21 protein-coding genes are annotated in these 22,895 nt (G+C 45.8%); 1 reads left to right on the top strand and 20 read right to left on the bottom strand.

Features of this window, described 5'->3' with window-relative positions:
- Positions 1-43: 43 nt before the first annotated feature.
- From UQ64_RS04400 to UQ64_RS04385, 4 genes are all read right to left on the bottom strand, one after another.
- The gene (locus UQ64_RS04400) at positions 44-331 is read right to left on the bottom strand and encodes a stage VI sporulation protein F (protein ID WP_060622286.1); all 288 of its coding nucleotides are present in this window, start codon (positions 329-331) and stop codon (positions 44-46) included.
- A gap of 66 nt (positions 332-397) precedes the next feature.
- Complete coding sequence (gene recG, locus UQ64_RS04395; RefSeq protein WP_060622285.1) at positions 398-2,449, bottom strand: ATP-dependent DNA helicase RecG; 2,052 nt, start codon at positions 2,447-2,449, stop codon at positions 398-400.
- A gap of 9 nt (positions 2,450-2,458) precedes the next feature.
- The gene (locus UQ64_RS04390; RefSeq protein ID WP_060622284.1) at positions 2,459-3,322 is read right to left on the bottom strand and encodes a DegV family protein; all 864 of its coding nucleotides are present in this window, start codon (positions 3,320-3,322) and stop codon (positions 2,459-2,461) included.
- 82 nt (positions 3,323-3,404) lie between these two features.
- Positions 3,405-5,189, bottom strand: a complete 1,785-nt coding sequence (locus tag UQ64_RS04385) for a DAK2 domain-containing protein (protein ID WP_060622283.1) — start codon at positions 5,187-5,189, stop codon at positions 3,405-3,407.
- A 191-nt stretch (positions 5,190-5,380) separates the two neighbouring features.
- On the opposite strand from UQ64_RS04385, the gene rpmB reads away from it, so the two are divergent.
- Positions 5,381-5,569 (top strand): 50S ribosomal protein L28, encoded by a 189-nt coding sequence (gene rpmB, locus UQ64_RS04380; protein WP_036686205.1) that lies wholly within the window; start codon positions 5,381-5,383, stop codon positions 5,567-5,569.
- Between the two features lie 102 nt (positions 5,570-5,671).
- Here the strand turns inward: rpmB and spoVM are convergent, their stop codons facing one another.
- The 16 genes from spoVM to UQ64_RS04300 form a co-directional block, all read right to left on the bottom strand.
- The gene (gene spoVM / locus UQ64_RS04375) at positions 5,672-5,752 is read right to left on the bottom strand and encodes a stage V sporulation protein SpoVM (RefSeq protein WP_020431362.1); all 81 of its coding nucleotides are present in this window, start codon (positions 5,750-5,752) and stop codon (positions 5,672-5,674) included.
- Positions 5,753-5,930: 178 nt separating this feature from the next.
- Positions 5,931-6,596, bottom strand: a complete 666-nt coding sequence (rpe, locus tag UQ64_RS04370; protein WP_060622282.1) for a ribulose-phosphate 3-epimerase — start codon at positions 6,594-6,596, stop codon at positions 5,931-5,933.
- Between the two features lie 3 nt (positions 6,597-6,599).
- The gene (gene rsgA, locus UQ64_RS04365; RefSeq protein WP_060622281.1) at positions 6,600-7,505 is read right to left on the bottom strand and encodes a ribosome small subunit-dependent GTPase A; all 906 of its coding nucleotides are present in this window, start codon (positions 7,503-7,505) and stop codon (positions 6,600-6,602) included.
- 125 nt (positions 7,506-7,630) lie between these two features.
- The gene (gene pknB, locus UQ64_RS04360) at positions 7,631-9,874 is read right to left on the bottom strand and encodes a Stk1 family PASTA domain-containing Ser/Thr kinase (RefSeq protein ID WP_060622280.1); all 2,244 of its coding nucleotides are present in this window, start codon (positions 9,872-9,874) and stop codon (positions 7,631-7,633) included.
- The gene (locus tag UQ64_RS04355; RefSeq protein WP_060622279.1) at positions 9,874-10,647 is read right to left on the bottom strand and encodes a Stp1/IreP family PP2C-type Ser/Thr phosphatase; all 774 of its coding nucleotides are present in this window, start codon (positions 10,645-10,647) and stop codon (positions 9,874-9,876) included. Before UQ64_RS04355 ends, pknB begins: the two co-directional genes overlap by 1 nt.
- Positions 10,648-10,653: 6 nt before the next feature.
- Positions 10,654-11,694, bottom strand: a complete 1,041-nt coding sequence (gene rlmN, locus UQ64_RS04350) for a dual-specificity RNA methyltransferase RlmN (protein WP_060622278.1) — start codon at positions 11,692-11,694, stop codon at positions 10,654-10,656.
- A gap of 151 nt (positions 11,695-11,845) precedes the next feature.
- The gene (rsmB, locus tag UQ64_RS04345; protein WP_156417449.1) at positions 11,846-13,195 is read right to left on the bottom strand and encodes a 16S rRNA (cytosine(967)-C(5))-methyltransferase RsmB; all 1,350 of its coding nucleotides are present in this window, start codon (positions 13,193-13,195) and stop codon (positions 11,846-11,848) included.
- A gap of 119 nt (positions 13,196-13,314) precedes the next feature.
- On the bottom strand, positions 13,315-14,250 hold the full coding sequence (gene fmt / locus UQ64_RS04340; protein WP_060622277.1) for a methionyl-tRNA formyltransferase: 936 nt from the start codon (positions 14,248-14,250) through the stop codon (positions 13,315-13,317).
- Between the two features lie 4 nt (positions 14,251-14,254).
- Positions 14,255-14,740, bottom strand: a complete 486-nt coding sequence (gene def, locus UQ64_RS04335; protein WP_060622276.1) for a peptide deformylase — start codon at positions 14,738-14,740, stop codon at positions 14,255-14,257.
- Between the two features lie 84 nt (positions 14,741-14,824).
- Positions 14,825-17,356 carry a primosomal protein N' gene (priA, locus tag UQ64_RS04330; protein ID WP_060622275.1) on the bottom strand — a complete coding sequence of 844 codons (2,532 nt, stop codon included), beginning with the start codon at positions 17,354-17,356 and terminating at the stop codon, positions 14,825-14,827.
- Positions 17,356-18,591, bottom strand: a complete 1,236-nt coding sequence (gene coaBC / locus UQ64_RS04325; RefSeq protein ID WP_082650987.1) for a bifunctional phosphopantothenoylcysteine decarboxylase/phosphopantothenate--cysteine ligase CoaBC — start codon at positions 18,589-18,591, stop codon at positions 17,356-17,358. Before coaBC ends, priA begins: the two co-directional genes overlap by 1 nt.
- Positions 18,592-18,820: 229 nt before the next feature.
- A complete protein-coding gene (gene rpoZ / locus UQ64_RS04320) occupies positions 18,821-19,021 on the bottom strand; it encodes a DNA-directed RNA polymerase subunit omega (protein WP_060622274.1) in 201 nt (66 codons plus the stop codon).
- A 52-nt stretch (positions 19,022-19,073) separates the two neighbouring features.
- Positions 19,074-19,643, bottom strand: coding sequence for a guanylate kinase (gene gmk, locus UQ64_RS04315; RefSeq protein ID WP_060622273.1), 570 nt, complete (start codon positions 19,641-19,643; stop codon positions 19,074-19,076).
- Between the two features lie 19 nt (positions 19,644-19,662).
- Positions 19,663-19,923, bottom strand: coding sequence for an extracellular matrix/biofilm regulator RemA (gene remA / locus UQ64_RS04310; RefSeq protein WP_006209218.1), 261 nt, complete (start codon positions 19,921-19,923; stop codon positions 19,663-19,665).
- 48 nt (positions 19,924-19,971) lie between these two features.
- Positions 19,972-20,865 (bottom strand): YicC/YloC family endoribonuclease, encoded by an 894-nt coding sequence (locus UQ64_RS04305; protein WP_060622272.1) that lies wholly within the window; start codon positions 20,863-20,865, stop codon positions 19,972-19,974.
- Between the two features lie 38 nt (positions 20,866-20,903).
- A complete protein-coding gene (locus tag UQ64_RS04300) occupies positions 20,904-22,775 on the bottom strand; it encodes a bifunctional homocysteine S-methyltransferase/methylenetetrahydrofolate reductase (protein WP_060622271.1) in 1,872 nt (623 codons plus the stop codon).
- Between the last annotated feature and the right edge of the window lie 120 nt (positions 22,776-22,895).

Here is a 22,895-nt window from a genome sequence, read left to right as displayed (position 1 = left end):
AAGGATCAACCTCAGATCTACCGTAAACTCGCTAGTTACTTTCCTAACGGAACATTCCCCACAAACGGATCAGGTGAAAGGTGTTGTTCGGATCAATTTTCTGAGCAATAATAAATTTCACAATTTGGTCTTCCTGTGTCGCGGTCAATTTCTCGTTCAGTACACCTGACGCATTCCGTACCAGCCTGCGAACAACCGCAGTGTCCTGTAGCTCTTGTTTCGAGACGCCGTTAATCATATTTTTAATACGATCTTTGACTGTCGCGTTTTTCATCTTCAGCTTGATGCGTTCCACGAGCTGAGGGCTAATTCCGAATTGTTGATAACCCAAGTGTAGCACCTCCCGTCATATCCAATCTTCCACAGTATATGAGGCTTAGGTGCTAGATGTGCCTACTTAGTCAATTAATTCCCCTTGGAAAATTTGCTCGCCTTGTAAATAATGCCGGAGAGGGGCATACTCAGGTGACGTCCAGAACTTCTCATCCTTAAGCAGCTCTGCCACATCATCACGCGCCTGCTCTAACACTTCAAAGTCAGCTGTCATATCCGCTAAGCGGAACTCTGGTAATCCACTCTGCTTGGTTCCAAAAAAGTCACCTGGCCCACGCAGCTCCAAATCTCTCCGTGAAATCTCAAATCCATCATCGGTATCGGTCATGGCAGTCATTCGTTCACGCCCGATTTCAGATTTCGGATCAGCTACCAGTACACAATAAGAGGCATGCTGGCCTCTACCAACCCGCCCGCGCAGCTGGTGCAGCTGAGATAATCCGAACCGGTCAGCATCCATAATAATCATCAGAGTGGCATTAGGAACGTCTACACCAACCTCTACAACCGTCGTGGACACTAAGAGTTGCAGTTCATTGTTATAGAACGCTCGCATCACTTCATCTTTTTCAGCAGGAGACATTTTCCCATGCAACAGCCCAACTTTATAATTAGGAAAAGCTTGGCTCATCTGAATATGCAGATCAATGGCATTCTGCACATCCAGTTTCTCCGATTCTTCAATGAGCGGACAGATCAGATAAGCCTGGCGTCCCAGCTCTATTTCGCGTTTAATCAGATTCAGGACACGATCCATAAGATCATGCTTGACCCAATAACTGGTTATTGGCACTCGACCTTTCGGTCTTTCCGATAGCGTGGATACATCCATATCTCCAAAAACAGAGATCGCGAGTGTACGTGGAATAGGCGTTGCAGTCATCGTAAGTACATCCGGATTATATCCTTTACGCCGTAATACGCCTCGCTGGTTTACACCAAACCGATGCTGCTCGTCCGTAACTACAAGACCTAGATCACGGAAAAATACATCCTCTTGAATCAATGCATGCGTTCCTACAACGATATCGAGCATCCCCATTTGTAGAGAAGCTAACAATTCTTTACGTTTCCGTCCAGTTACACTCCCCGTCAATAGTCCAACCGTAATTCCAAACGGCTCAAACATCTTCGTAAGTGAGCGCATATGCTGCTCCGCTAAAATCTCAGTGGGCACCATAAGCGCACCCTGAAAACCAGATCGCACGGTAGCAAAAAGCGCCACGGCCGCTAACACCGTTTTGCCGGAACCAACATCACCTTGAAGCAGACGATTCATGCAATATGGTGATCGCAGATCATGTAAAATCTCCAGCTCCACCCGTTTCTGAGCATCTGTAAGCTCAAACGGTAAGCTGCGTACAAACTGACGCACGGTTGCGTTATCTACGGTATGGACTACACCATCCATCCTACCGCGATTAAGGACCCGGAACGCCTGCATCTTCAACTGGAACAGGAACAACTCCTCATACACCATCCTGCGGCGTCCCTGCTGCCCTTCACGGGTATCCTCTGGCCTATGAATGGTAGCAATCGCCCTTTTACGGGGCATAAAATCATATTCTCGCATAATAGAGTGTGGTAGTATCTCAGGAATTAGATCTTCATACTGCTGAAGTGCCTGATTAATACTTTTCCGGATCCAAGACTGCGTGATCTTACCACCGACAGAATAGACCGGCTGAAGGGTTCCTGTCTTCCCTTCCCCGCGATCGGGGAATTCATAATCCGTCACCGTAATTTGATTTCGCTTCTGATCCCATTTACCTGTGAGTACAATTTCTCGTCCCACAGTAAGCTGCTCTCTCACATAATGACGATTAAACCATGTAGCTGTGAACATCCAAGGCTCTGCAACCATTTTACAACTAAGTCGTGACTTGCCTCCAAATCGCTGCAGCACAGGGATACCGATCACTTTAGCCTCTGTAGTCACTTTATCCCCATGTTTCGTTTCACTTAGCGAGCGTGGTCGATAATCCTCATAACGGAACGGATAATATTCTAATAAATCCTTTACTGTAAAGACGCCAAAGGCGTGAAGCTCACTTTGCTTTTGAGCACTCACGCCAGTTATATTTTTTACTTCAATTTGATTTAATGACAGTGTCATATTCATCCCTCATTTTGCAGGCCAAATGAATACAGCTAACGTACCGTTTCCGACATGGCTGCCCACGACAGGGCCGACGTTCGTCAGCACTTTCTCTTCTAGTGTAAAATGCCCTGACAGCTCTTTCAGGAACTCTTCACCGGAAGCCGGTTCAGCCGTATGACCCACGGCCACATTGATTTTGTCTACACCTTGAATATCCTTCTTAAATAATTCAATCATACGGGCAATAGCCTTCTTACGGCCTCTAACTTTCTCCACCGCATATATTATTCCTTCTGCATCAATAGACAGGATCGGTTTAATATTAAGAAGTGTTCCCAGAATGGCCGAGGCTTTTCCGATTCTCCCGCCTTTTTGTAAATATTCAAGTGTATCTACCAAGAAGTAAAGCTTACGAGATTGGCGGAGACTTTCTACAGCTTCAAGAATCGCTTCGGGACTCTTATCCTCAGCTGCCAATCTGGCGGCTTCCACCACCATAAATCCAAAACCGTAAGAAGCGGAGAGGGAATCAACTACAGTGATCCCTTCTCCCTCTTCCTCCAACATCGATTTAGCTAATAGGGCAGATTGGTACGTACCGCTCAGTCCTGAAGAAATATGAAACGAAAGAATAGAACTTCCCGGGTAACGTTCCAGAATATCTTGGTACACATTCATGTATTCAACCGGTGAGGGTTGAGAAGTAGTAGGCAACTGTGACGAGCGGGGAAGGCGCTCATAGAACTGCTCCGGAGTCATATCCAGATTGTCCCGGAAAGCCTCTTCGCCGAACATTAAGGTCAAAGGGACGACCTCAATGCCATACGTTTCCGCCATTGCTGGCGGGATATCAGATGTGCTGTCGGTGACGATGATGGTACGATTCATGGATTATCTCCCCCATACTATAATTTTGCCAACTACGTAATTAGCAAGTTGCTCTTGAACAGTTAAAGAACCCTCGTATTACCTATGGCTCTACGGAGAAAAGATAATAATAAAGAGGTTGGCCACCCTCATGAATCTCTACTTCCACGTTAGGGTATGTCTCCTCAAGCCACTCACTTAAGGCATCTGTGACCTCAGAATCGGTTTCGGCTCCAATAAGGATCGTAACGATTTCATCGCCATTCTCAAGCATGTTGGACAACAGCGCCTGACTTGCAGCTAAAAGATCATCTGCGGCAGCGACGATTTTGGAATTCGATATTCCGATGAATTGCCCGGATTTAATCTCCAGATCATCAAAGCTTGTATCACGGACAGCATTCGTAACTTGTCCTGACTTGACTTGTGAGATTGCTTCTAGCATATTCCCGGAATTAGTCTCCACGGAATCTTCTTCTTGGAAAGCGAAAGCTGCAGCGATTCCTTGAGGAATGCTTTTACTTGGAATAACCGTAATCTCACGTTCGCCTTCCAATAGATCCTTAGCTTGCTGAGCAGCAAGCACAATATTGGAGTTATTCGGAAGGATGTAAACATGCTTCGCAGATATAGAAGAAATCGCGTTTACGAAATCCTCTGTGCTTGGATTCATAGTCTGACCTCCAGCAAGGACAACGTCCACACCAAGGCTTTTGAAAATTTCTGCTATTCCAGCGCCTGATGATACAGCAATGAAGCCATAAGGTGCCAAATCATCTGCTGGTGGTTCGGCTGGAGATGATTGTACACGACTCTGCTCATCCGGCATATCAGCGAAAACATCTGGCATAGGTGCAATATCCATGCCCGCGGTTAGCAAGTCACGGTGCTGCTCACGCATGTTTAGAATGTGAATCTGCGTAATCTCTCCATAAAGGAGCGCCAGATTCAAAACTTCACCTGGAGACTTAGAATGCACATGCACTTTAATGGTTTCATCATCCGAAATTACAATAATGGAATCACCATTTACTGACAACGCTTTCCTAAAGGTTTCCTCATCAAAATCCGTTCTCACATTACCGCCTAACTGGCGATTAATGAAGAACTCCATATCATATAAAAATTCTATGTCCTCTGTAGAAAGCTGTGATTGCGCAGAAGACTGTACAGAAGACAGATCGCTTTCAGTTTTCTTTAACACCGGTACAGGTGCTGGTGCGACTGATGCCTGAGGTTGTCCTTTTACAGTTTCAGACACACCGGAGGTTCCGCTCGTCAGATGCTGGTGAAACCCTTCATAAATGTAGACCAGACCTTGACCGCCAGAATCTACAACACCAACTTGCTTCAAGACAGGCAATTGTTCAGGTGTATAAGCTAAGGCTTCTTTTGCTTTGGCCAATACCTCTGTCATCAGCTCTGTAACATCTGTAGTTCGGCGAGCATAGTAGACAGCATGTCTTGCAGCCTCTTTAGCCACTGTAAGAATAGTTCCCTCTACAGGCTTTACAACTGCTTTATAGGCTGCGTCCACTCCGTTTTGCAGTGCAGCAGCGAATTGCTGTGTGTTCAGCTCATCATGTTGAGCTGCAGATCTGCTAAACCCTCTGAACAACTGGGACAAAATAACACCGGAGTTCCCCCGAGCGCCCATTAATAAGCCCTTAGAGAGTACACCTGCACATTGGCCAACTGACGTTGTATTGTTTTTCTTCAATTCATTCGCACCTGCGGTCATCGTCAAATTCATGTTTGTTCCGGTATCTCCATCTGGAACCGGAAAAACATTTAGGGAATTGACGTGTTCTGCATGCTGTTGCAGCTGATCCGCTCCAGCCAATACCATAGCGGTAAAATCTGTTCCGTTTATAGAACGCTTACTCAATTGAGAATTCCCCTTCCTAACTTCATGCCTAATCATTCTATGATTAACAGGACATAATGCACTAATTTACATTGTACTATAAGTATTAAAAGAAATAAATGTTTTTGAATCGGTTGACGTAGCAAAATTTGCTGTGATATTATAGATAAGTATTGTTTTATGCAGGTGTTAGGAATAAGGAGGTGTAATCTATGTCCCGCAAATGTGCAGTAACAGGCAAGAAACCGAGCAGCGGCAACCACGTGTCTCACGCCAATAACCGCAACCGTCGTTCTTGGGGAGTTAACGTTCAGAAGGTCCGTATCCTCGTGAACGGTAAACCAAAACGCGTGTACGTCAGCACCCGTGCTTTGAAAGCCGGTAAAGTTGAACGCGTTTAGTCTTTTGCAATTTTAAAGACCGAGCGATCACTCATATGAAGCAAAAAGCACCCTTTACATTTGTAAGGTGCTTTTTTTCATGTTTTCTGTTCTGTTCCAAGCTCAGCTCTTCTGAAATGTGTTCAAAATCGCTTTAACAAAACCTCCCAAAAACCTTGGCAGCTTAAACGTGTAAAATTTCATGGTTTACCCTCCCATCAATTCATGCCGTACGCAGGAGACTTTCCTCTTGTTCTAACGGTAACGTACTGCAGTCCTCCCTGCCAAAACAAAAAAAGGCTACATGAGATTTCTGCTCATGTAACCATATTTATGCGTCAAGGACTTGGCCTATACCTTAAGTCGTAATAGCCTATTTTTTTTAACGAAGTGCCGCTTCCGCTGCTTCTCGAATCTCAAGGATCGCTGCAGCACGATCACTCCGGCCAAAGACAGCATTTCCTGCTACCAAAACATCCGCTCCTGCACCGACAACGAGTGGCGCCGTAGCTTCCGAAACACCACCATCGACTTCAATAAGTAAATCTGGATTGACTTCATTCGCCCATTCTCTTATTTGAGTGATTTTGCGCAAAGTGTTAGGAATGAAAGCTTGGCCACCAAAGCCTGGATTGACGGTCATCACGAGAACCATATCCACATCCTCCAGCACCTCACGCACCGCTGATGCCGGAGTGCCCGGATTAATAGCTACTCCTGCCTTAAGTCCCAGTTCCTTAATCTGATGCACCACACGGTGTAAATGAACACAAGCCTCAGCGTGGACAGTAATCACACTAGCGCCTGCGGCAGCAAAATCAGAAATATAACGTTCTGGAGACTCAATCATTAGGTGAACGTCCAGTGGAAGCTTGGTATGTAACGAGACCGCTTTTACAATTGGTGGACCAAGCGTTATATTCGGTACAAAATGACCGTCCATTACATCCACATGGATCCAATCTCCTCCACTGACCTCAGCTTCTGCAACTTCTGAACCTAGACTTGCGAAATCGGCAGACAATATAGATGGTGCTATTCGTATCATGACTTAGTACCTCCGCTTTTTATCTTTCATTTCATTAAAAAATAATTTGTAATGTTCATACCGGCTATCAGCGATAGTTCCAGCTTTCCATGCCTCGATGACTCGACAGCCTGGTTCATGCTGATGACTACAACCACGGAATTTACAATCCCCAGCATAGTTAGCAAATTCACGGAAACAAGTAGAGAGCTCTTCAACCCCAAGCTCAAGAAAATCAAGCTGACTAAAACCAGGGGTATCCGCTACAAAGCCGCCCCTGCCAATATCCATCAGTTCTACATGGCGGGTAGTATGACGACCACGGCCCAGACGTAAGCTGATCTCACCTGTCTCCAGTTTAAGTCCTGGCACAATCCGATTCAATAAGGTCGACTTCCCTACCCCGGATTGTCCGGCAAACACACTGATACCACCAGTAAGTCGCTCTCTTAGTTCATCACTGCCAGCTCCTGTAAGTGAGCTTGTAACCATCACTTCATAACCAATATCTTCATAGAGCTCTTTAACATACTTAGTGGCTTCACCATTGTCATTAGCCAAATCCTGTTTGGTCAGAACAATTAAGGGTTCCAGTCCTGAATGCTCAATATGAACTAGAAACTTGTCCAACAGATTCAGGTTCATATCAGGTTCCCGCACAGAAAATAACAGAACGGCAAGGCTTACATTCGCTACAGGTGGACGAATTAACTCAGATTCTCTAGGGAGAAGCTCATCCACCATCCCTTCACCATGCTCAGTCAGCATATAGATCACTCGGTCACCTACAAGAGGAGCGATCCCCTTTTTCTTAAGTATGCCTCGGCCTCTGCATTGAACTGAATCTTCCTCTGTTGCTATTAATCCTTCACGAAGCGGTTTTACGTAATAATATCCGCTTAACGCCTTTACTATTATTCCTTCAGGCATACATAGTGAGCCTTCCTCTCCTGATTTTGCGAAAATGACCCAAGTTGATAAAATCCCCGGGTCACTTCGCTGCTACAACTAATCAAGTACTTCTACTATGATAAGTTATCGCTTTTATCTTTAGATTAGTCGTTGTTTTTATTATTATGCTTGTCATCATTTTTATTACTGTTCTTGTTGTTACCATTATTGGTCGATTCATTATTCACCGAATTGTTCGTAAGGAATCCCGTCTGATTGACTGATCCAGTGTTAGTAGACCCTTCGTTGTCTGAACTTGGAGGCAGGATCTCAGGTTCAATGGTCGGTTCAGCAGTAGGTGTCGGATCTATCGGTGTCTGAGTCGGCTGCGGAGTCGGAACCGTCGGTGGTTCAGGTTCTTGCACCGTGCCATTCTTCGCATCAATATACGGGATCACATAAGTGTCTAAAAGCACACCATCTCGGGTAACAATAACAGAACCATCTTTATTCGGAGCAAGTACCAAATTGACGGACAACACTTGGCTCTTTCCAATGGTACGCGTTCCCCAATCTTGTTTTTCATCATTATTGCGCGCATCAACGAATTCAATTCGAATCTTGCTCTTCTTGCCATCCTGTGCAGGGGCTACTGGCACATTAAAGGTATAATTCAGGGCTTCAGGTGGATAACCTGAGCTTAAGTAAATCGTAATCGCTGTTCCAGGAGGAACTGCGGTACCTTTTTCAAAAGCCCAAGTCTTCGTTACCTTACCTTCATCAACTGTGAAGCTGGATTCTTCCTTAACATCACCTAGCACCAGCTTGGATTCTTCCAAAAGCGCCTTAGCTTCACTCTCCGTCTTACCGATGAGGTCTGGCATCGTGACACTTTCTTCCCCTTTGCTAACGTAGAGGGTGATTGAAACCGTCTCAGGATCAAACTCGCTGTCAAAGGCTGGGTCTGATTTTATAACCTTACCCACCTCCATATTTTCATCGAAGAGAGGTGCATTCTTAATTTGATTCTGGGGTACACCCTTTGCCATCAGTGCTTTAACCGCTTCGTCGAAAGTGGAATTCGTTACATCTGGCATCTTAGTTAATGGTTTCGCCGTATTCACAGTTAGTATTAGGGAGGCTCCCTTTTTCACTTTGGCGTCCTTTTCCCTACTTTGCTTCATGACCACATTCTCTTCGAAATTCGGACTGTAGTCATACAGTATAGGATCAGCAACCTCAAGCCCTAAATCCTCAAGTTCAGTCTTCGCTTGTTCCAGCTGTTTACCGACCACGTATGGCACCGATACCTCCGGAACAACTAATTGGGATTTAACGTACCAAACGAGACTGCCCATAGCCAGCAGTAACACTAAAGTTAAACCAATCCATAATGCAGGTTTAGTCCATTGTTTTTTACCTTTTTTCACAGGTACCGGATCGTCATCGTCATCTTCATCAGTATCCATCCGGTCGTGGCGATGATTACGATTTCCATTGCTTCTTTGGATCGGTTTAATCGCTGGTATTACCCGCGTTCGATCCTCATCTTCTTCATCGTTAAAAAGAACTTTTGCTTCACTACGCCGCTCAGGCAACAAGCAGGTTTCTAAATCCTGCAGCATTTGCTTGGCAGACTGATAGCGCTCTTCCGGATTCTTACGCATCGATCTTAGAATTACATTCTCAACGCTTTGCGGAATCAGTGGATTCAAGAGCCTAGGCTCTTCAAACTCTTCTTGAAGATGCTTTAGAGCTACGCTAATCGGGCTCTCCCCTAAGAATGGAAGACTTCCGGTAAGCATTTGATAGAGTACAATTCCTAATGAATACAGGTCGGACTTCTCTCCTGTTGAGACACCTTTAGCATGCTCTGGTGAGAAATAATGAACGGAACCCACTACAGAGCCTGTCTGAGTAATGGTTGTAGATGTAACCGCACGAGCTATTCCGAAATCTGTTACCTTCACCCGGCCATTGCGCCCAATCAATATATTATGTGGTTTAATATCCCGATGAATAATTTGATTCTGATGAGCGTGATCAAGGGCATCACAGATTTGTGATGCGATCCGTACGGACTCATCAACCTGTAATGGCGCTCGTTCTTTTATAATTTCATTAAGATTCTTGCCCTCAATATATTCCATGACAATATAATGAATTTCGTCTTCCTGTCCTACATCGTAAATACTAACCACATTCGGATGAGACAAAGATGCGGCTGATTGCGCCTCACGCCTAAAGCGGCGGATAAATTCCTCGTCATGCACAAATTGATTACGCAATACTTTAATGGCGACGTTTCGGTTTAAAAGAATGTCATGTGCTCTATAGACGAGCGCCATTCCACCTCCGCCGATCCGTTCGATGACTTGGTAACGGCCGCCCAATTCGTGACCGATCATCAATCCCACTCCTTTGTTTCGGGCACAGCGGCCTCTCCATGATGTTCTAACAAAGCGACGCTAATATTATCGCCGCCGCCAGCAAGCAGTGCCAACTGAAGTAAGCGGTCCGCTCTTTCCTCTAACGGTATCTCATGTATACCCGCTACCTTGCCCAAATGCTCATTGGTAACAAAATTACTTAAACCATCACTGCACAGAAGCAAAAGTTCCCCGGGTAGCAGGGTAACAGGGGCTAAATCAGCCACCACCTCCGCATCTGTTCCAAGTGCTCTCGTCAGCACATTCCGTCGCGGATGATTATCTAATTCCTCCACACTGATCTGACCGTTCTTGAACAGCTCATTGACTAGCGTGTGATCCTCGGTTAATTGAACTGCTGCACTGTCTTTTATTAAATAGGCTCTGCTGTCTCCGATATGGCCAATATATCCGATTGAACCATTCATGAGAGCAGCAACGACAGTAGTACCCATGTTGTGATACTTTTCGTCACTGGAAGCCTCTTTGAAGACAGTGCTGTTAGCTTCCAAAATAGCAGCTGACAACGCATCACGCAGGGCCTCGTCCTGAAGTTCAGGCTGCAACCCGTCTAGGGTATTCCTCATCGTCTCCAAAGCAAGTATGCTCGCGGTTTCACCAGCCTGATGTCCACCCATCCCATCGGCTATTATGCCGAGTGTATAACCGTGGCGCGTCGCGCCGATCCAGACCGAATCCTCATTGACAGAGCGTACTCGGCCAATATCGCTGGCATGAACTGTTCTGATCAAATATCCTCACCCCAACTCCATATGTTTGGCACGCAGCTGTCCGCATGCGGCCGCGATATCATGGCCTTGCTCACGGCGAATCGTAACATTCACACCGTTGTCAGCCAAAATACGTTGAAACTCAAAGATATCATTGCGTGAAGTACGTACATATTTCCGCTCTGGCACGTGGTTTACCGGGATCAAATTGACGTGGCACAGCATGTTCTTAAGCACACCCGCTAATTCCTCAGCATGCTCCGGCTGATCATTCACCCCGCCGATCAATGCATACTCAAAGCTGACACGACGCCCCGTCTTAGCTTGATAATAACGTAAAGATTCAATCACATCATCAAACGGATAGCGGCGGTTTACTGGCATTAGCTTCGAACGCAGTTTATCGTTAGGTGCATGAATCGAAATCGCCAAATTTATCTGTGTATCTTCTTCTGCAAATTTATAAATGCTCGGCACAATACCACTAGTAGAAACAGTAATATGCCGTTGTCCAATATTCAGGCCTTTCTCATGAATCATAAGACGCAAGAATCTCATTGTTGCATCATAGTTCTCAAACGGCTCGCCAGTACCCATGATAACAATACTGCTGACACGTTCGCCGCGTGCATCCAAGATCTGTTGGGAACGTACAACCTGGGCTACAATTTCACCCGCAGTCAAATCTCGTTTCAATCCACCAAGCGTTGAAGCGCAGAAGGTACAGCCGATCCGGCATCCTACCTGGGTAGTTACACAGACGCTATTGCCATAATTATGTTTCATGATAACTGTCTCAATCGCATGATCATCATGCAATCCAAACAGGAATTTTACAGTTCCATCTTTCGATTCCATTTTAGTAATCTCAGTGAGTGCTGCAATGGAGAATTGCTCATCCAGCTTCTGACGAAGCCCTTTAGACAAATTGCTCATGGCTTCGAAGTCACTTACACGTTTTACATACAACCAATCAAAAATCTGTCCACCACGAAAAGCAGGCTCACCGTTATCTTTCGCCCATTGTTGTAACTCTTCTAAAGAAAAATCATATATTAAAGGTTTCATTATTATTAGCACCTGTTCTTTCATAAGGATATGCGTATTATTTCTCATTCTTCCTATTTTAACACAAATTTCAGAGACGGTAAAAGAAATAGCCCGCCGTACGGTAGCCCGGCGGGCGAAAGATACAACAATTGTCAGTAAATTTGCTATATTATAAAACTCTTTGAAGCATAGAGATATAAAACCCGTCGCTGCCATAATGATGTGGCAATAACTGAATTCCCTCACCTTCAGCCAGCGCGGTACCTTCCATTCTATCCCACAACGGGGAAGTAAACGTTATAGAAGTGAAATCAGGATTTTGCTTCAAAAAAGCAGCGACTACTTCACTATTTTCCGTTTGTTCAGTCGTACAGGTACTATAAACCAGAACACCACCCGGCTTCAACAGTTTTGAAACCGACTGCAGCAGCTGTCCCTGCAATGATGCTACACTCGCAACATCCTCAGGTTGCTTACGCCATTTGAGATCTGGCTTACGGCGAATTACACCAAGCCCAGAGCAAGGCGCATCCAATAGAATTCTGTCGAAGGATTGATGCTCTAAGGTATGCTCTAGCTCCAGAGCATCTGCACTGCCTGTTACAACACTGTCGAGACCTAATCGCGCAGCTTGATCTGAGATAAGTTTAGCTTTATGCGGATGCAAATCGTTAGCGAAAATAGATCCTTCATCTTTCATCAGCTCGCCCATATGCGCTGTTTTGCCCCCGGGCGCGGCGCAGCAGTCAAGCACTTTCATTCCAGGCTCAGGTGCAACAGCTTCAGCTACAAGCATGGAGCTTTCATCCTGAACAGATAAATAGCCATCACGATACCAGGAGGAAAGAGCCAGATTACCGCCGCCTTTTACAACAATACCATATGGACTAACTTCAGAAGCAGAAGCTTGCAGACCTTGTTCAATCATCTGACTCAGCAGCGCTTCACGGCTAATCATCGTTGTATTTACGCGTACACTGACAGCAGGCGGCTCGTTATTGGCAGCGCAGATGGATTCCGCAGTGTCAGCACCATACTCGGTAATCCAGCGCTTCACTAACCATAACGGATGGGAATACTGAATGGATATCCGCTTCGCCGGGCTCAATCCATCAGGTATAACTGGTAGATCTCCAGCACGCAGCACACTACGAAGCACGCCATTAACCATACCCGAGATTCCTTGATGGCCTTTTTTCTTAGCTATATTTACAGCCTCGTTTACAGCTGCATGAGACGGAATGCGATCCAGATACATAATTTGATATAAGCTTAGACACAGTAAATTACGCACCCATGGCTGCAATTTAGCAATCCCTTTGCTAACAAATTCCTCGAGCACATAATCAAGTGTATTCATTCGAGAGATGGTACCGTAGACAAGCTCTGTAACTAATCCAGCATCTTCTCTGCTAAGTGCAGACTTCTGCAGACTGCTGTTCAGCAGTAAGTTGCTGTAAGCGCCTTGCTGTTCGACCTTAACCAGTATATCGAGTGCGATATCCCGGGCAGAGGTTATAGCAGCTTTACCTGTATTTCCGGGACCGCCTTTTTTACCAACCACTGCTTTATCCTTGCCGTTTCTGTTGCCGGAATTACGATTTACTGTTGATCGGCCTGCACCGTTACCACCCGCGCTCAACCTAGCACCGTCCCTGGTTTCATGACACCGCCACGGCTAAAATCTGCAGCACTCATCGCTTTCTTACCAGCAGGTTGAACAGTAGTTAGCAGCAGACTTCCATCTCCAGTCTTAACCTCGACACCATGTTCAGTGACCGAAAGTACCGTTCCTGGCGCACTGTCAGTTGATTTCTGCTCAGCAGGAATTTTTGAAGCCCATACTTTGAAGGTCTCTCCATTCCAGAGCGTAAACGCGCCGGAAAAAGGTACTAATCCACGAATTCGATTATAGTTATCACGTGAGCCAGCGTTCCAATCCAAACGCTCATCCTCACGATTTAGGTTAGGTGCAAAGGTTGCTTGACTATCATCTTGCGGAGTCGCTGAAACAAGGCCGCTTACTAAGCGCGGCATTTCAGACTTCAAGAGATCACGTCCGGCAAGGCTAAGCTTCTCGAACATCGTACCGGAAGTATCCTCATCCTCGATAGCCACCTCGACGCGCGAGATCATATCTCCAGTGTCAAGTCCTTCAGCCATATACATCAAGGTAACGCCGGTAACTTTCTCACCGTTAATGATACTGCGTTGAATCGGTGCGCCGCCCCGGTATTTAGGAAGCAATGAACCATGAACATTCACGCAACCATTACGTGGCAAATCTAATACCGCTTTAGGCAAAATCTGACCATATGCAGCGGTAACAATCAGATCAGGCTCATATGCAGCCAGTTCTGCGACAGCCTCAGGTTTACGCATCCTTTCAGGCTGAAGCACAGGTAACCCGAGAGTCAATGCGGCTTCTTTAACTGGTGAAGGAGCCAAGATCTTTTTTCGTCCCTGCGGTCGATCTGGTTGGGTGACGACCGCTACAACTTCATAGCCTTCATCCATCAGCATTTGCAAGCTTGGCACCGCAAAAGCCGGGGTTCCCATGAATACAATCTTCATATCCTCACTCCTCAGTCTCGCTCAGTTCAGCAGTCATCTCGTATACTTTTTCAGCGATATCCGTAAACAGTACTCCGTTCAAATGGTCAATCTCATGTTGAAAAGCCCGCGCAAGTAAACCGCTGCCGGTAATCGTAATTTCTTTTCCCTCACGGTTTAGACCACGTACGGTGACTGTCTCAGCACGGCGTACATCACCATTCAGCCCGGGAATACTTAGACATCCTTCAGGTCCAAGCTGCTCGCCTTCTGTACTGATGATTTCTGGATTAATCATTTTGATCAGCCCGTGCTCTTCATCCGCATCCACCACAATTAGGCGCTTCAATATGCCAACTTGCGGAGCTGCCAGGCCCACACCTTCAGCGTCATACATTGTATCAGCCATATCATCAAGCAATTTTTTCACATTAGGTGTAACTACAGTTACTTCTTTAGCTATTTTGTGCAACACTTCATCCGGTTCCTTAACGATCATACGTATCGCCATTTCAAACACCTTCCCGTTCTGTACATCTCTATATTTAGAGTTTATTGATCTAGCTCTTTTTTTACATTGTAACATGATAACGATTTACATCAACATTTGCGGATCAACATCAATGCTGATTTGGAGCCCTGCATCCCGTACAGAATCCTCTAACTCCTCAGCCACTTGCCGTACAAGCCCTATTACATCGATGGCGCCGCGCCATTTTATCATACATTGGAATCTATATCTACCCTTTAAGCGAGGGATTGGAGAAGCTACGGGACCTAACAGATCTAGTACATCGGTGGTTAGCTTATCTAAACTTCCATACCATCTTAGATTTCTGGCCTTCCCCTGCAGATTCATAGCGTAATTCTCCGCCATCCGGAGTAATAGCGGTAACTGCTCATGGGATAATGTAACGAGTATCAATCTGCAATACGGTGGATAGTGTAAACCTCTACGATGCTTCAACTCTTCCCTTACAAAAGACAGATAGTCATGTCCGCTAGCATGAACAATAGAATAATGCTCCGGTGTATAGGACTGAACAACTACCTCACCCGGAAGCTGATGCCGACCTGCTCTTCCAGCAACTTGTGTAAGCAATTGGAAGGTCTTCTCCGCTGCACGAAAATCGGGTAAATTCAAGGCTGAATCTGCTGTAATTACACCAACAAGAGTTACGTCAGGAAAATCCAAACCTTTCGCTACCATCTGAGTACCTAGCAGAACATCCGCTTTTTTGTCTCTGAATTGGTTGAGTAACTTCTCATGCGAACCCTTTTCTGTTGTTGTATCCACATCCATACGAATCACCCGTATACCAGGGAACAACTTGCCAAGCTCTTCCTCCACTCGCTGCGTCCCCGTTCCGAAGAACCGGATATGCTCACTCCCACACTCTGGACAAAGCTTTGGTGCTGGTTCCGCATGACCACAATAATGACAACGCAAGTTGTCACTACGACTATGATACGTTAATGAAATATCACACTCGGGGCAGCCTGCTACATATCCACAACTCCGGCACATGACAAACGTTGAGAAACCTCTACGGTTAAGTAGTAACACGGTCTGTTCTCCACGTTCCAGTCTTTCAGCCAATGCAGAATGAAGCTTACGGCTGAACATCGAGCGATTACCTTCTTTCAGCTCTTCCCGCATATCCACTACATTTACCTTGGGTAGCTCGTTGCCAAGCGCCCGAGTAGGCATCTCGAGAAGTACTGGTGAAAAATGAATATCAGTCTGCGCTCTGGAAGCATGATAGCTTTCTAACGAAGGCGTGGCGGAGCCTAAAATCACGGCTGCCCCACACTGTTCGGCTCTGCGAATCGCAGCATCACGAGCATGATATTTCGGATTTTCTTCCTGCTTATATGAGGTCTCATGCTCTTCATCCATAATAATTAAGCCTAGGTTAGAGAACGGCGCAAACACCGCAGATCGGGCGCCAACGGCAACCGTAGCTTTTCCTTCACGGATCTTGCGCCATTCATCGTAACGCTCGCCAACAGACAATCGGCTATGCATTACCGCGACACCACTTCCGAAACGTCCCTTAAACCGTTCCACCATCTGCGGAGTCAATGCGATTTCTGGGACGAGCACTGCGGCCTGTCTACCCTGATCCAAACAACGTTTGATACATTGCAAATAGATTTCTGTCTTACCGCTCCCCGTAACGCCATGTAACAGAAAAACTTCATGGAGCTGCTCTTCTAGCGTTCGTGAAATACGAGTGTATACAATCTCTTGCTCTGCTGTGAGTGGCAGAGGCGTAGTAGGCTTAAAATCGCGTCCTTGATAGGGGTCGCGATAGACTTCAATTTCACTGATTTCGATAAAGCCTTTTTCCTCTAAACCCTTCACGGTACTTGCCGTCACTTGAAGTGCTGACAAGACTTCCTTAAGCGCCATTGGGAGCGTAGCTTCCCTTTCAATTAGAAAGCTAAGTACTTCCTTCTGTCGCGCGGATTTTTTGGGGAATTTGTTCAACGCCTCACGAGCAGCCGTAATGCCTATAGCCAGATCTACTGCTTTCAGCTTCTTCTTGCCCATTTTATCTTTGATGGATTGGCTCTCTACAAGAACTCCACGTCTTAACATGAACTTCACCGTCTCCGCAGCCTCCGGGAATGCACGGGTAAGTTGCTTCATGGAAACTTCGCCAGTACGTCCAATAAATTCAGTAATTAGGCGTTCTTCATCCCCTGAATCGGCAAACATAGGGAATAATTCATCATCAGGAAATGCTGTTTCTTCTTCTACATCGCCTAACGAAATCAGTCGTTCTGCCTTCCCTTTTAGGGCTGTGGGCAGCATCGCCTGAAGGGCTGAAATTCGTCTGCATGCATACCTTTTACTCATCCAGTCCGCTAGTTCAACTAGTTCAGGAGATAAAGGCGGAAGCAAATCGAGTACTTCTTGAATGGGCTTAAGACCAGGATTCACTACTGTTTCACCTGACTCCAGTGAGACGACAAAACCTTGAACCGTACGGTGTCCAAACGGGACCGCTACTCGACTACCCACTTCAATCCATAACTTTAATGACTCTGGAATACTATAATCAAATGGCCGGTCAGTGCTGCGTACAGGCACATCCACAATGACCTTGGCAATATCCATTATAATGAAGCTCCAGTAATCCGCTCTGCCACGAGTGTCAGCAAACGACGAGCAACCTCATCCTTAGACAATTGTGGCAATTCAAGCACCAATCCATCTACATCATATATCGATACAATATTCGTATCCGATCCGAATCCGGCTCCTGCAGCCGCTACATTGTTTGCAACAATGAGATCGCAGTTTTTGCGGACCAGCTTGTCCTTTGCATAAAATTCTGTATTTCCCGTCTCCGCCGCAAAGCCGATCAAGAACTGCTTATCCTTGTTCTTACCTAGCGTTTCCAGGATATCCGTTGTTTTGATAAGCTCAAGAGTCAGCGTATCTCCACTTTTTTTAATTTTGGAAGGCTCGCTATGTTTAGGACGGTAATCCGATACAGCAGCTGCCTTGATCATGATATCGCAGCTGTCCCACAACGCAGTAACCGCATCATACATCTCTTGTGCGGATTGAACACGAATGACAGAAATATCCGGGTCCTGCGGAGGTGCTTCATCTGTTCGCGCAGCAACCAAGGTAACCTCTGCCCCCATAGCACGTGCAGCACGTGCCACAGCAAAACCCATTTTACCGGATGAATCATTGGAGATATAGCGTACCGGGTCAATCCGTTCTACTGTACCACCAGCTGTAATGACGATCTTTTTACCATGGAGTGGACTAGACTTCACACTTTCTTGCAATGCAAAAAAATCCTCAACATAGCTTACAATGGTCTCAGGCTCCTCTAAACGTCCTTTACCCACGTAACCACATGCCAGCAGACCTTCTCCAGGCTCAATAAACTGAATACCTCGTTTAGCGAGGGTATCTAAATTACTAAGTACAGCGGGATGCTGATACATATGAACATTCATAGCCGGTGCCACCATAATAGGTGCAGTAGTAGCGAGTAACGTTGTGGATAACATATCATCCGCAATTCCGTGCGCCATTTTAGCTATAATATTAGCAGTTGCTGGTGCTACTATCACAAGGTCCGCCGAATCAGCCAAATCAATATGTGAGATGGAGGATGGATCCCGTTCCTGGAATGTATCGCTATATACTCGTTGCTTCGACAGTGACTGTAGAGTTAATTCTGTAATGAACTGCTTTGCCGATGCTGTCATAATGACATGAACCTCGGCACCTTTTTGGACAAGCTTACTGGTCAGGGTTGCTGCTTTATAAGCGGCAATTCCTCCTGTAATCCCAAGTAAAATGGTCTTCCCCTTCAAGCTCTTCAATATGATCTCCCCCCTGTTCCCTACTCTTACAACGAATGATCTATTTCTTAAACTTCTTATATTTTGAGAAAAAAATAACAACCTTCCGGTTGTCAGAAACAGCCCGGTCTTGGGCTATCATCATTCATTAAAGACCCATTAATGCTCCATAACCCAAGAAGAAACGGCATCGCCTAATCACAACTAGGCGGTATCCGTTTCTACAAAAGGTCATATCTAAATAGGATTGAGACTACTCTTCACCGCGGGTAAGCGTAATGCGATCTTCGTAAATTTCTTCAAGAGCAACACCGACGAATTTATGCGATCTTGGGTTCTTCACATCTGTCTTGCCACCCTCACGCAATTGTCTAGCACGACGTGATGCAGCTACAACGAGCGAATACTTACTGTCAACCTTGGTCATCATTTCATCAATTGATGGATATAGCACAGGGACACCTCTTCATAGTTTACTGGTAATACATTCAGCCTTGCAGCATTCATTATCTAACTTTACAATGTTCGGCGATAATAATGCTTTCTATTCTCTTGCAGGCCAGATCAATCTCATCATTCACAACAGCATAATCATAATGCTGCATTAGATTAATCTCATCCTCCGCTACAGTCATGCGGTGATCGATCACATCTGGATGTTCTGTACCCCGTCCGCGTATGCGGTCCTTCAACTCGTCCATAGAAGGTGGAAGAAGGAACACAAAAATACCTTCAGGAAACTTTTCTTTGACTTTGAGTGCTCCCTGAACCTCAATTTCGAGAATAATATCTTTGCCGCTATTGAGAGTTCTCTCTACAAAATCACGTGGAGTACCGTAAAAATTACCTACGTACTCCGCATATTCAAGCAGTTGGTCGGCTTCTATCATAGCCGCAAACTGCTCTTTGCTTTTGAAAAAATAGTTCACGCCGTCTTCCTCACCCGCACGCGGACTGCGAGTAGTAGCAGAAACTGAGTAGACAAGTTTGGGCATCTTCGGTCGTAGCGCAGTACATACAGTACCTTTACCCACGCCGGAAGGTCCGGATAATATGATGAGCAATCCTTTTGACATAATACACTCCATTTAGTTGTTATTCGTCGTTGTCGTCATCTTTACTGGATAAGCGATGTGCTACAGTCTCCGGCTGTACAGCCGACAGAATGACATGATCACTATCTGTAATGATTACGGCACGAGTCCGTCGGCCATAGGTGGCGTCGATCAACATATGTCGATCTCGAGCCTCCTGGATAATACGTTTGATTGGTGCAGATTCCGGACTGACGATGGAAATAATGCGATTGGCGGACACAATATTCCCAAAGCCAATGTTGATAAGTTTGATTGCCATGTTCCGGTAGTTCCCCCCATAAAGTTCTATGCTATTACCTGTTCCCGGTTACTCTATGTTTGCCGCTTGTTCGCGAATCTTCTCCAGCTCCGCTTTCATGTCTAGCACAAGACCCACGAGTGTTAAATGATTGCATTTCGATCCGATTGTATTCGTCTCCCGGTTCATCTCCTGAATGAGAAAATCCAGCTTGCGTCCTACCGGCCCTTTCCCCTTCAGGAGGGTTCTGCATTGTTCGAAATGACTATACAACCGGGTCAACTCTTCATCAATATTACAGCGATCAGCAAAAATAGCGATTTCCATCCCGAATTTATGCTCATCAAATGCGAACGTCCCATCATTTAATTCATTTAATCGATGACGAAGTTTGTCACGATATTCAATGATTACAACAGGTGCAAGTTCGACCATTTCAGCATGCATGGTCTCGAGATGATTGAGACGCTGTTCAATATCAGCGGCTAGAAAACTGCCTTCACGGGCGCGCATCTCCAGCAGAGACTGCAAACTCTGCTCAAGTCCCGTCTCCAACATTTCAGAGTAGTCTTCTAAGGCCGCGGACACGGCACCCGCAGCCTCATCTTTGCTTTCCATAATCCCGGGTATAGAAAGTATATCACGTAGAGTCAACTCACCGGACAAACCATACTCGTTCTTAAGCTGATCTGCTGCCTTAAGATAAGTCATGACAGCAGAGCGATTCAGAACCGGTCCGGAAGACGACTCATCGTGCTCTCTATTGATGGTAACATCTATCCTTCCCCGTTTGACGTGCTGCTGAACCTTTCTTCTCAGCACATCCTCATAACCCGTCCAATCCCGGGGCATCCGCAGTACAACTTCGCAGTACCGGTGATTCACCGATTTCACTTCGAACGTAATCTTGTAGCCGCCGAATTGCAGGGACGATTGACCGTATCCGGTCATGCTAAATGACAACGGAATCACATCCATTACACTATTGTAATTGATTATTACTAGCGAAACAAGGGGGACAATTTACGTCCTGATTTCTCCCATACATATTCCATCAGCTGTGCACTCATATCATAGAACATGAACGGTGTCATCAAATAGATCCCATTGAAATGGGCTATAGCAACATCTAGCAACTCCTTAGCAATAGCGACCCCTTCAGCTCTTCCTGCTTCCCCTTCAAGTCCCTTCATACGGTTCCGGACTTCATCTGTAAGCTGAATACCTGGAACCTCGTTATGCAGGAACTCTGCATTACGTCCACTAGCCAGTGGCATCACACCGATAAACACGGGAATATCCAAATGTGCTGTGGCTTCAGCGATTCTCACGATAAGCTCCTGATCATAGACAGGCTGGGTCATAATATAATCTGCACCAGAGGCAATTTTCTTCTCCAGCCGCTGTACGGCCTTATCTAAATGTCTAACATTCGGGTTGAAGGCAGCACCGATTACAAAATCCGCTTTCTGCTTCAAAGGTTTACCTGAGAAGGAAATGCCATCATTCAACTGTTTAATCATACGAATAATCTCAAAAGAGGTTAAGTCGTAAACCGAACTTGAGCCAGGAAGATCGCCGAATTTTGCCGGGTCTCCAGTCACCGCTAACACATGATCAATTCCAAGCGCATCAAAACCCATCAAATGCGATTGAGTACCAATCAGATTACGATCGCGACAAGCAATATGCACTAGTGGACGAAGTCCAGTTTTAGCATGCACCAAGTGGCCCAAAGCCATATTGCTCATCCGTGTAACAGCTAGTGAGTTATCGGCGAGTGTCAGTGCATCCGCACCCGCTCTTCTCAGTGCTTCCGCCCCCTGCATAAACTTGGCGATATCCAAATCTCGGGGTGGATCAAGCTCAACGATAACTGTATGGCGTTCCTTCACTAAATCAACTAAGTTCGGCTCTCTGCCATCTTTTTCCTCAGCTTCGCCAAAATCCTCTTGTAGTGATACACGCTCTACTGTTACAAGCGACGGTTCTGGAAGTGGCTGAGGTACGTAACCTTTCAATGCGGAAGAAATTTCAGCAATATGCTGCGGAGTAGTACCACAGCAACCGCCAATAATTCTGCAACCCATTTCTGCAAAAGTTACTGCCATCTGTCCGAAATATTCTGGTGATGCCCCATACCGATATTCTCCGTCTACATAATCCGCAACACCCGCATTCGGATAAACCGAGGTTGGTAGAACCAGATTACCCTGTACAGCTTTTAGTGCTCTCTTAATTCCATTTGGTCCAGTATTACAGTTAAATCCGATGATATCTGCGCCGTCACCTTCTAAAATGCGAAAAGCCTCCGGCAGCGTCAAACCATCTAATGTGCGTGCCGACTCATCCACAGCAAATTGGCAAATGACAGGAAGAGCACTATGTTTACGTACTATTCTCAGCGCAAGATGCAGTTCCTCGACATCGTAGAAGGTTTCTAGCATAATTCCGTCTACTTCTTCTTCTAACAAGGCTGTAATCTGTTGTGTAAAATACTTCTTCAACTCTGTGGATGAGAGATTCGCACGTTTACCGGCACGAATAGAGCCTACAGCACCTAATACATATCCAGTATCTCCAGCAGCTTTACGAGCGATTCTAACTCCAGCGCGATTAATTTCTTCAACCTTGGACTCCAAACCATATTTGGACAGCCTGTCAAAATTCGCTGAGAAGGTGTTGCTTTCCAGCAGCACAGCCCCTGCATCGATATAGCTGCGATGGACATCTTCGATAACCCCCGGAGAGGTCAAATTTAATTCTTCGTAGGAAATGCCGACAGGGAAACCCTTCTGATATAAGTACGTACCCATCGCTCCGTCTCCGACCAATACTTTGTTTCCCCATGCGGAACGTAAATCCTGCTTCACTGCAAGATCCTCCCCTGTCACATTAGTTTCTACTTTAGTTTCATACTAATGTAACATAAATCGCTATGGATGATAAGCTTTCATAAGAAAAGCAATCAGTCCCCCAGCCCGGGTATGCAT

It is taken from the genome of Paenibacillus etheri (assembly GCF_001012825.1).
Lineage (GTDB): Bacteria > Bacillota > Bacilli > Paenibacillales > Paenibacillaceae > Paenibacillus_AQ > Paenibacillus_AQ etheri.
This window is presented reverse-complemented; position numbering and strand designations above follow the sequence as displayed.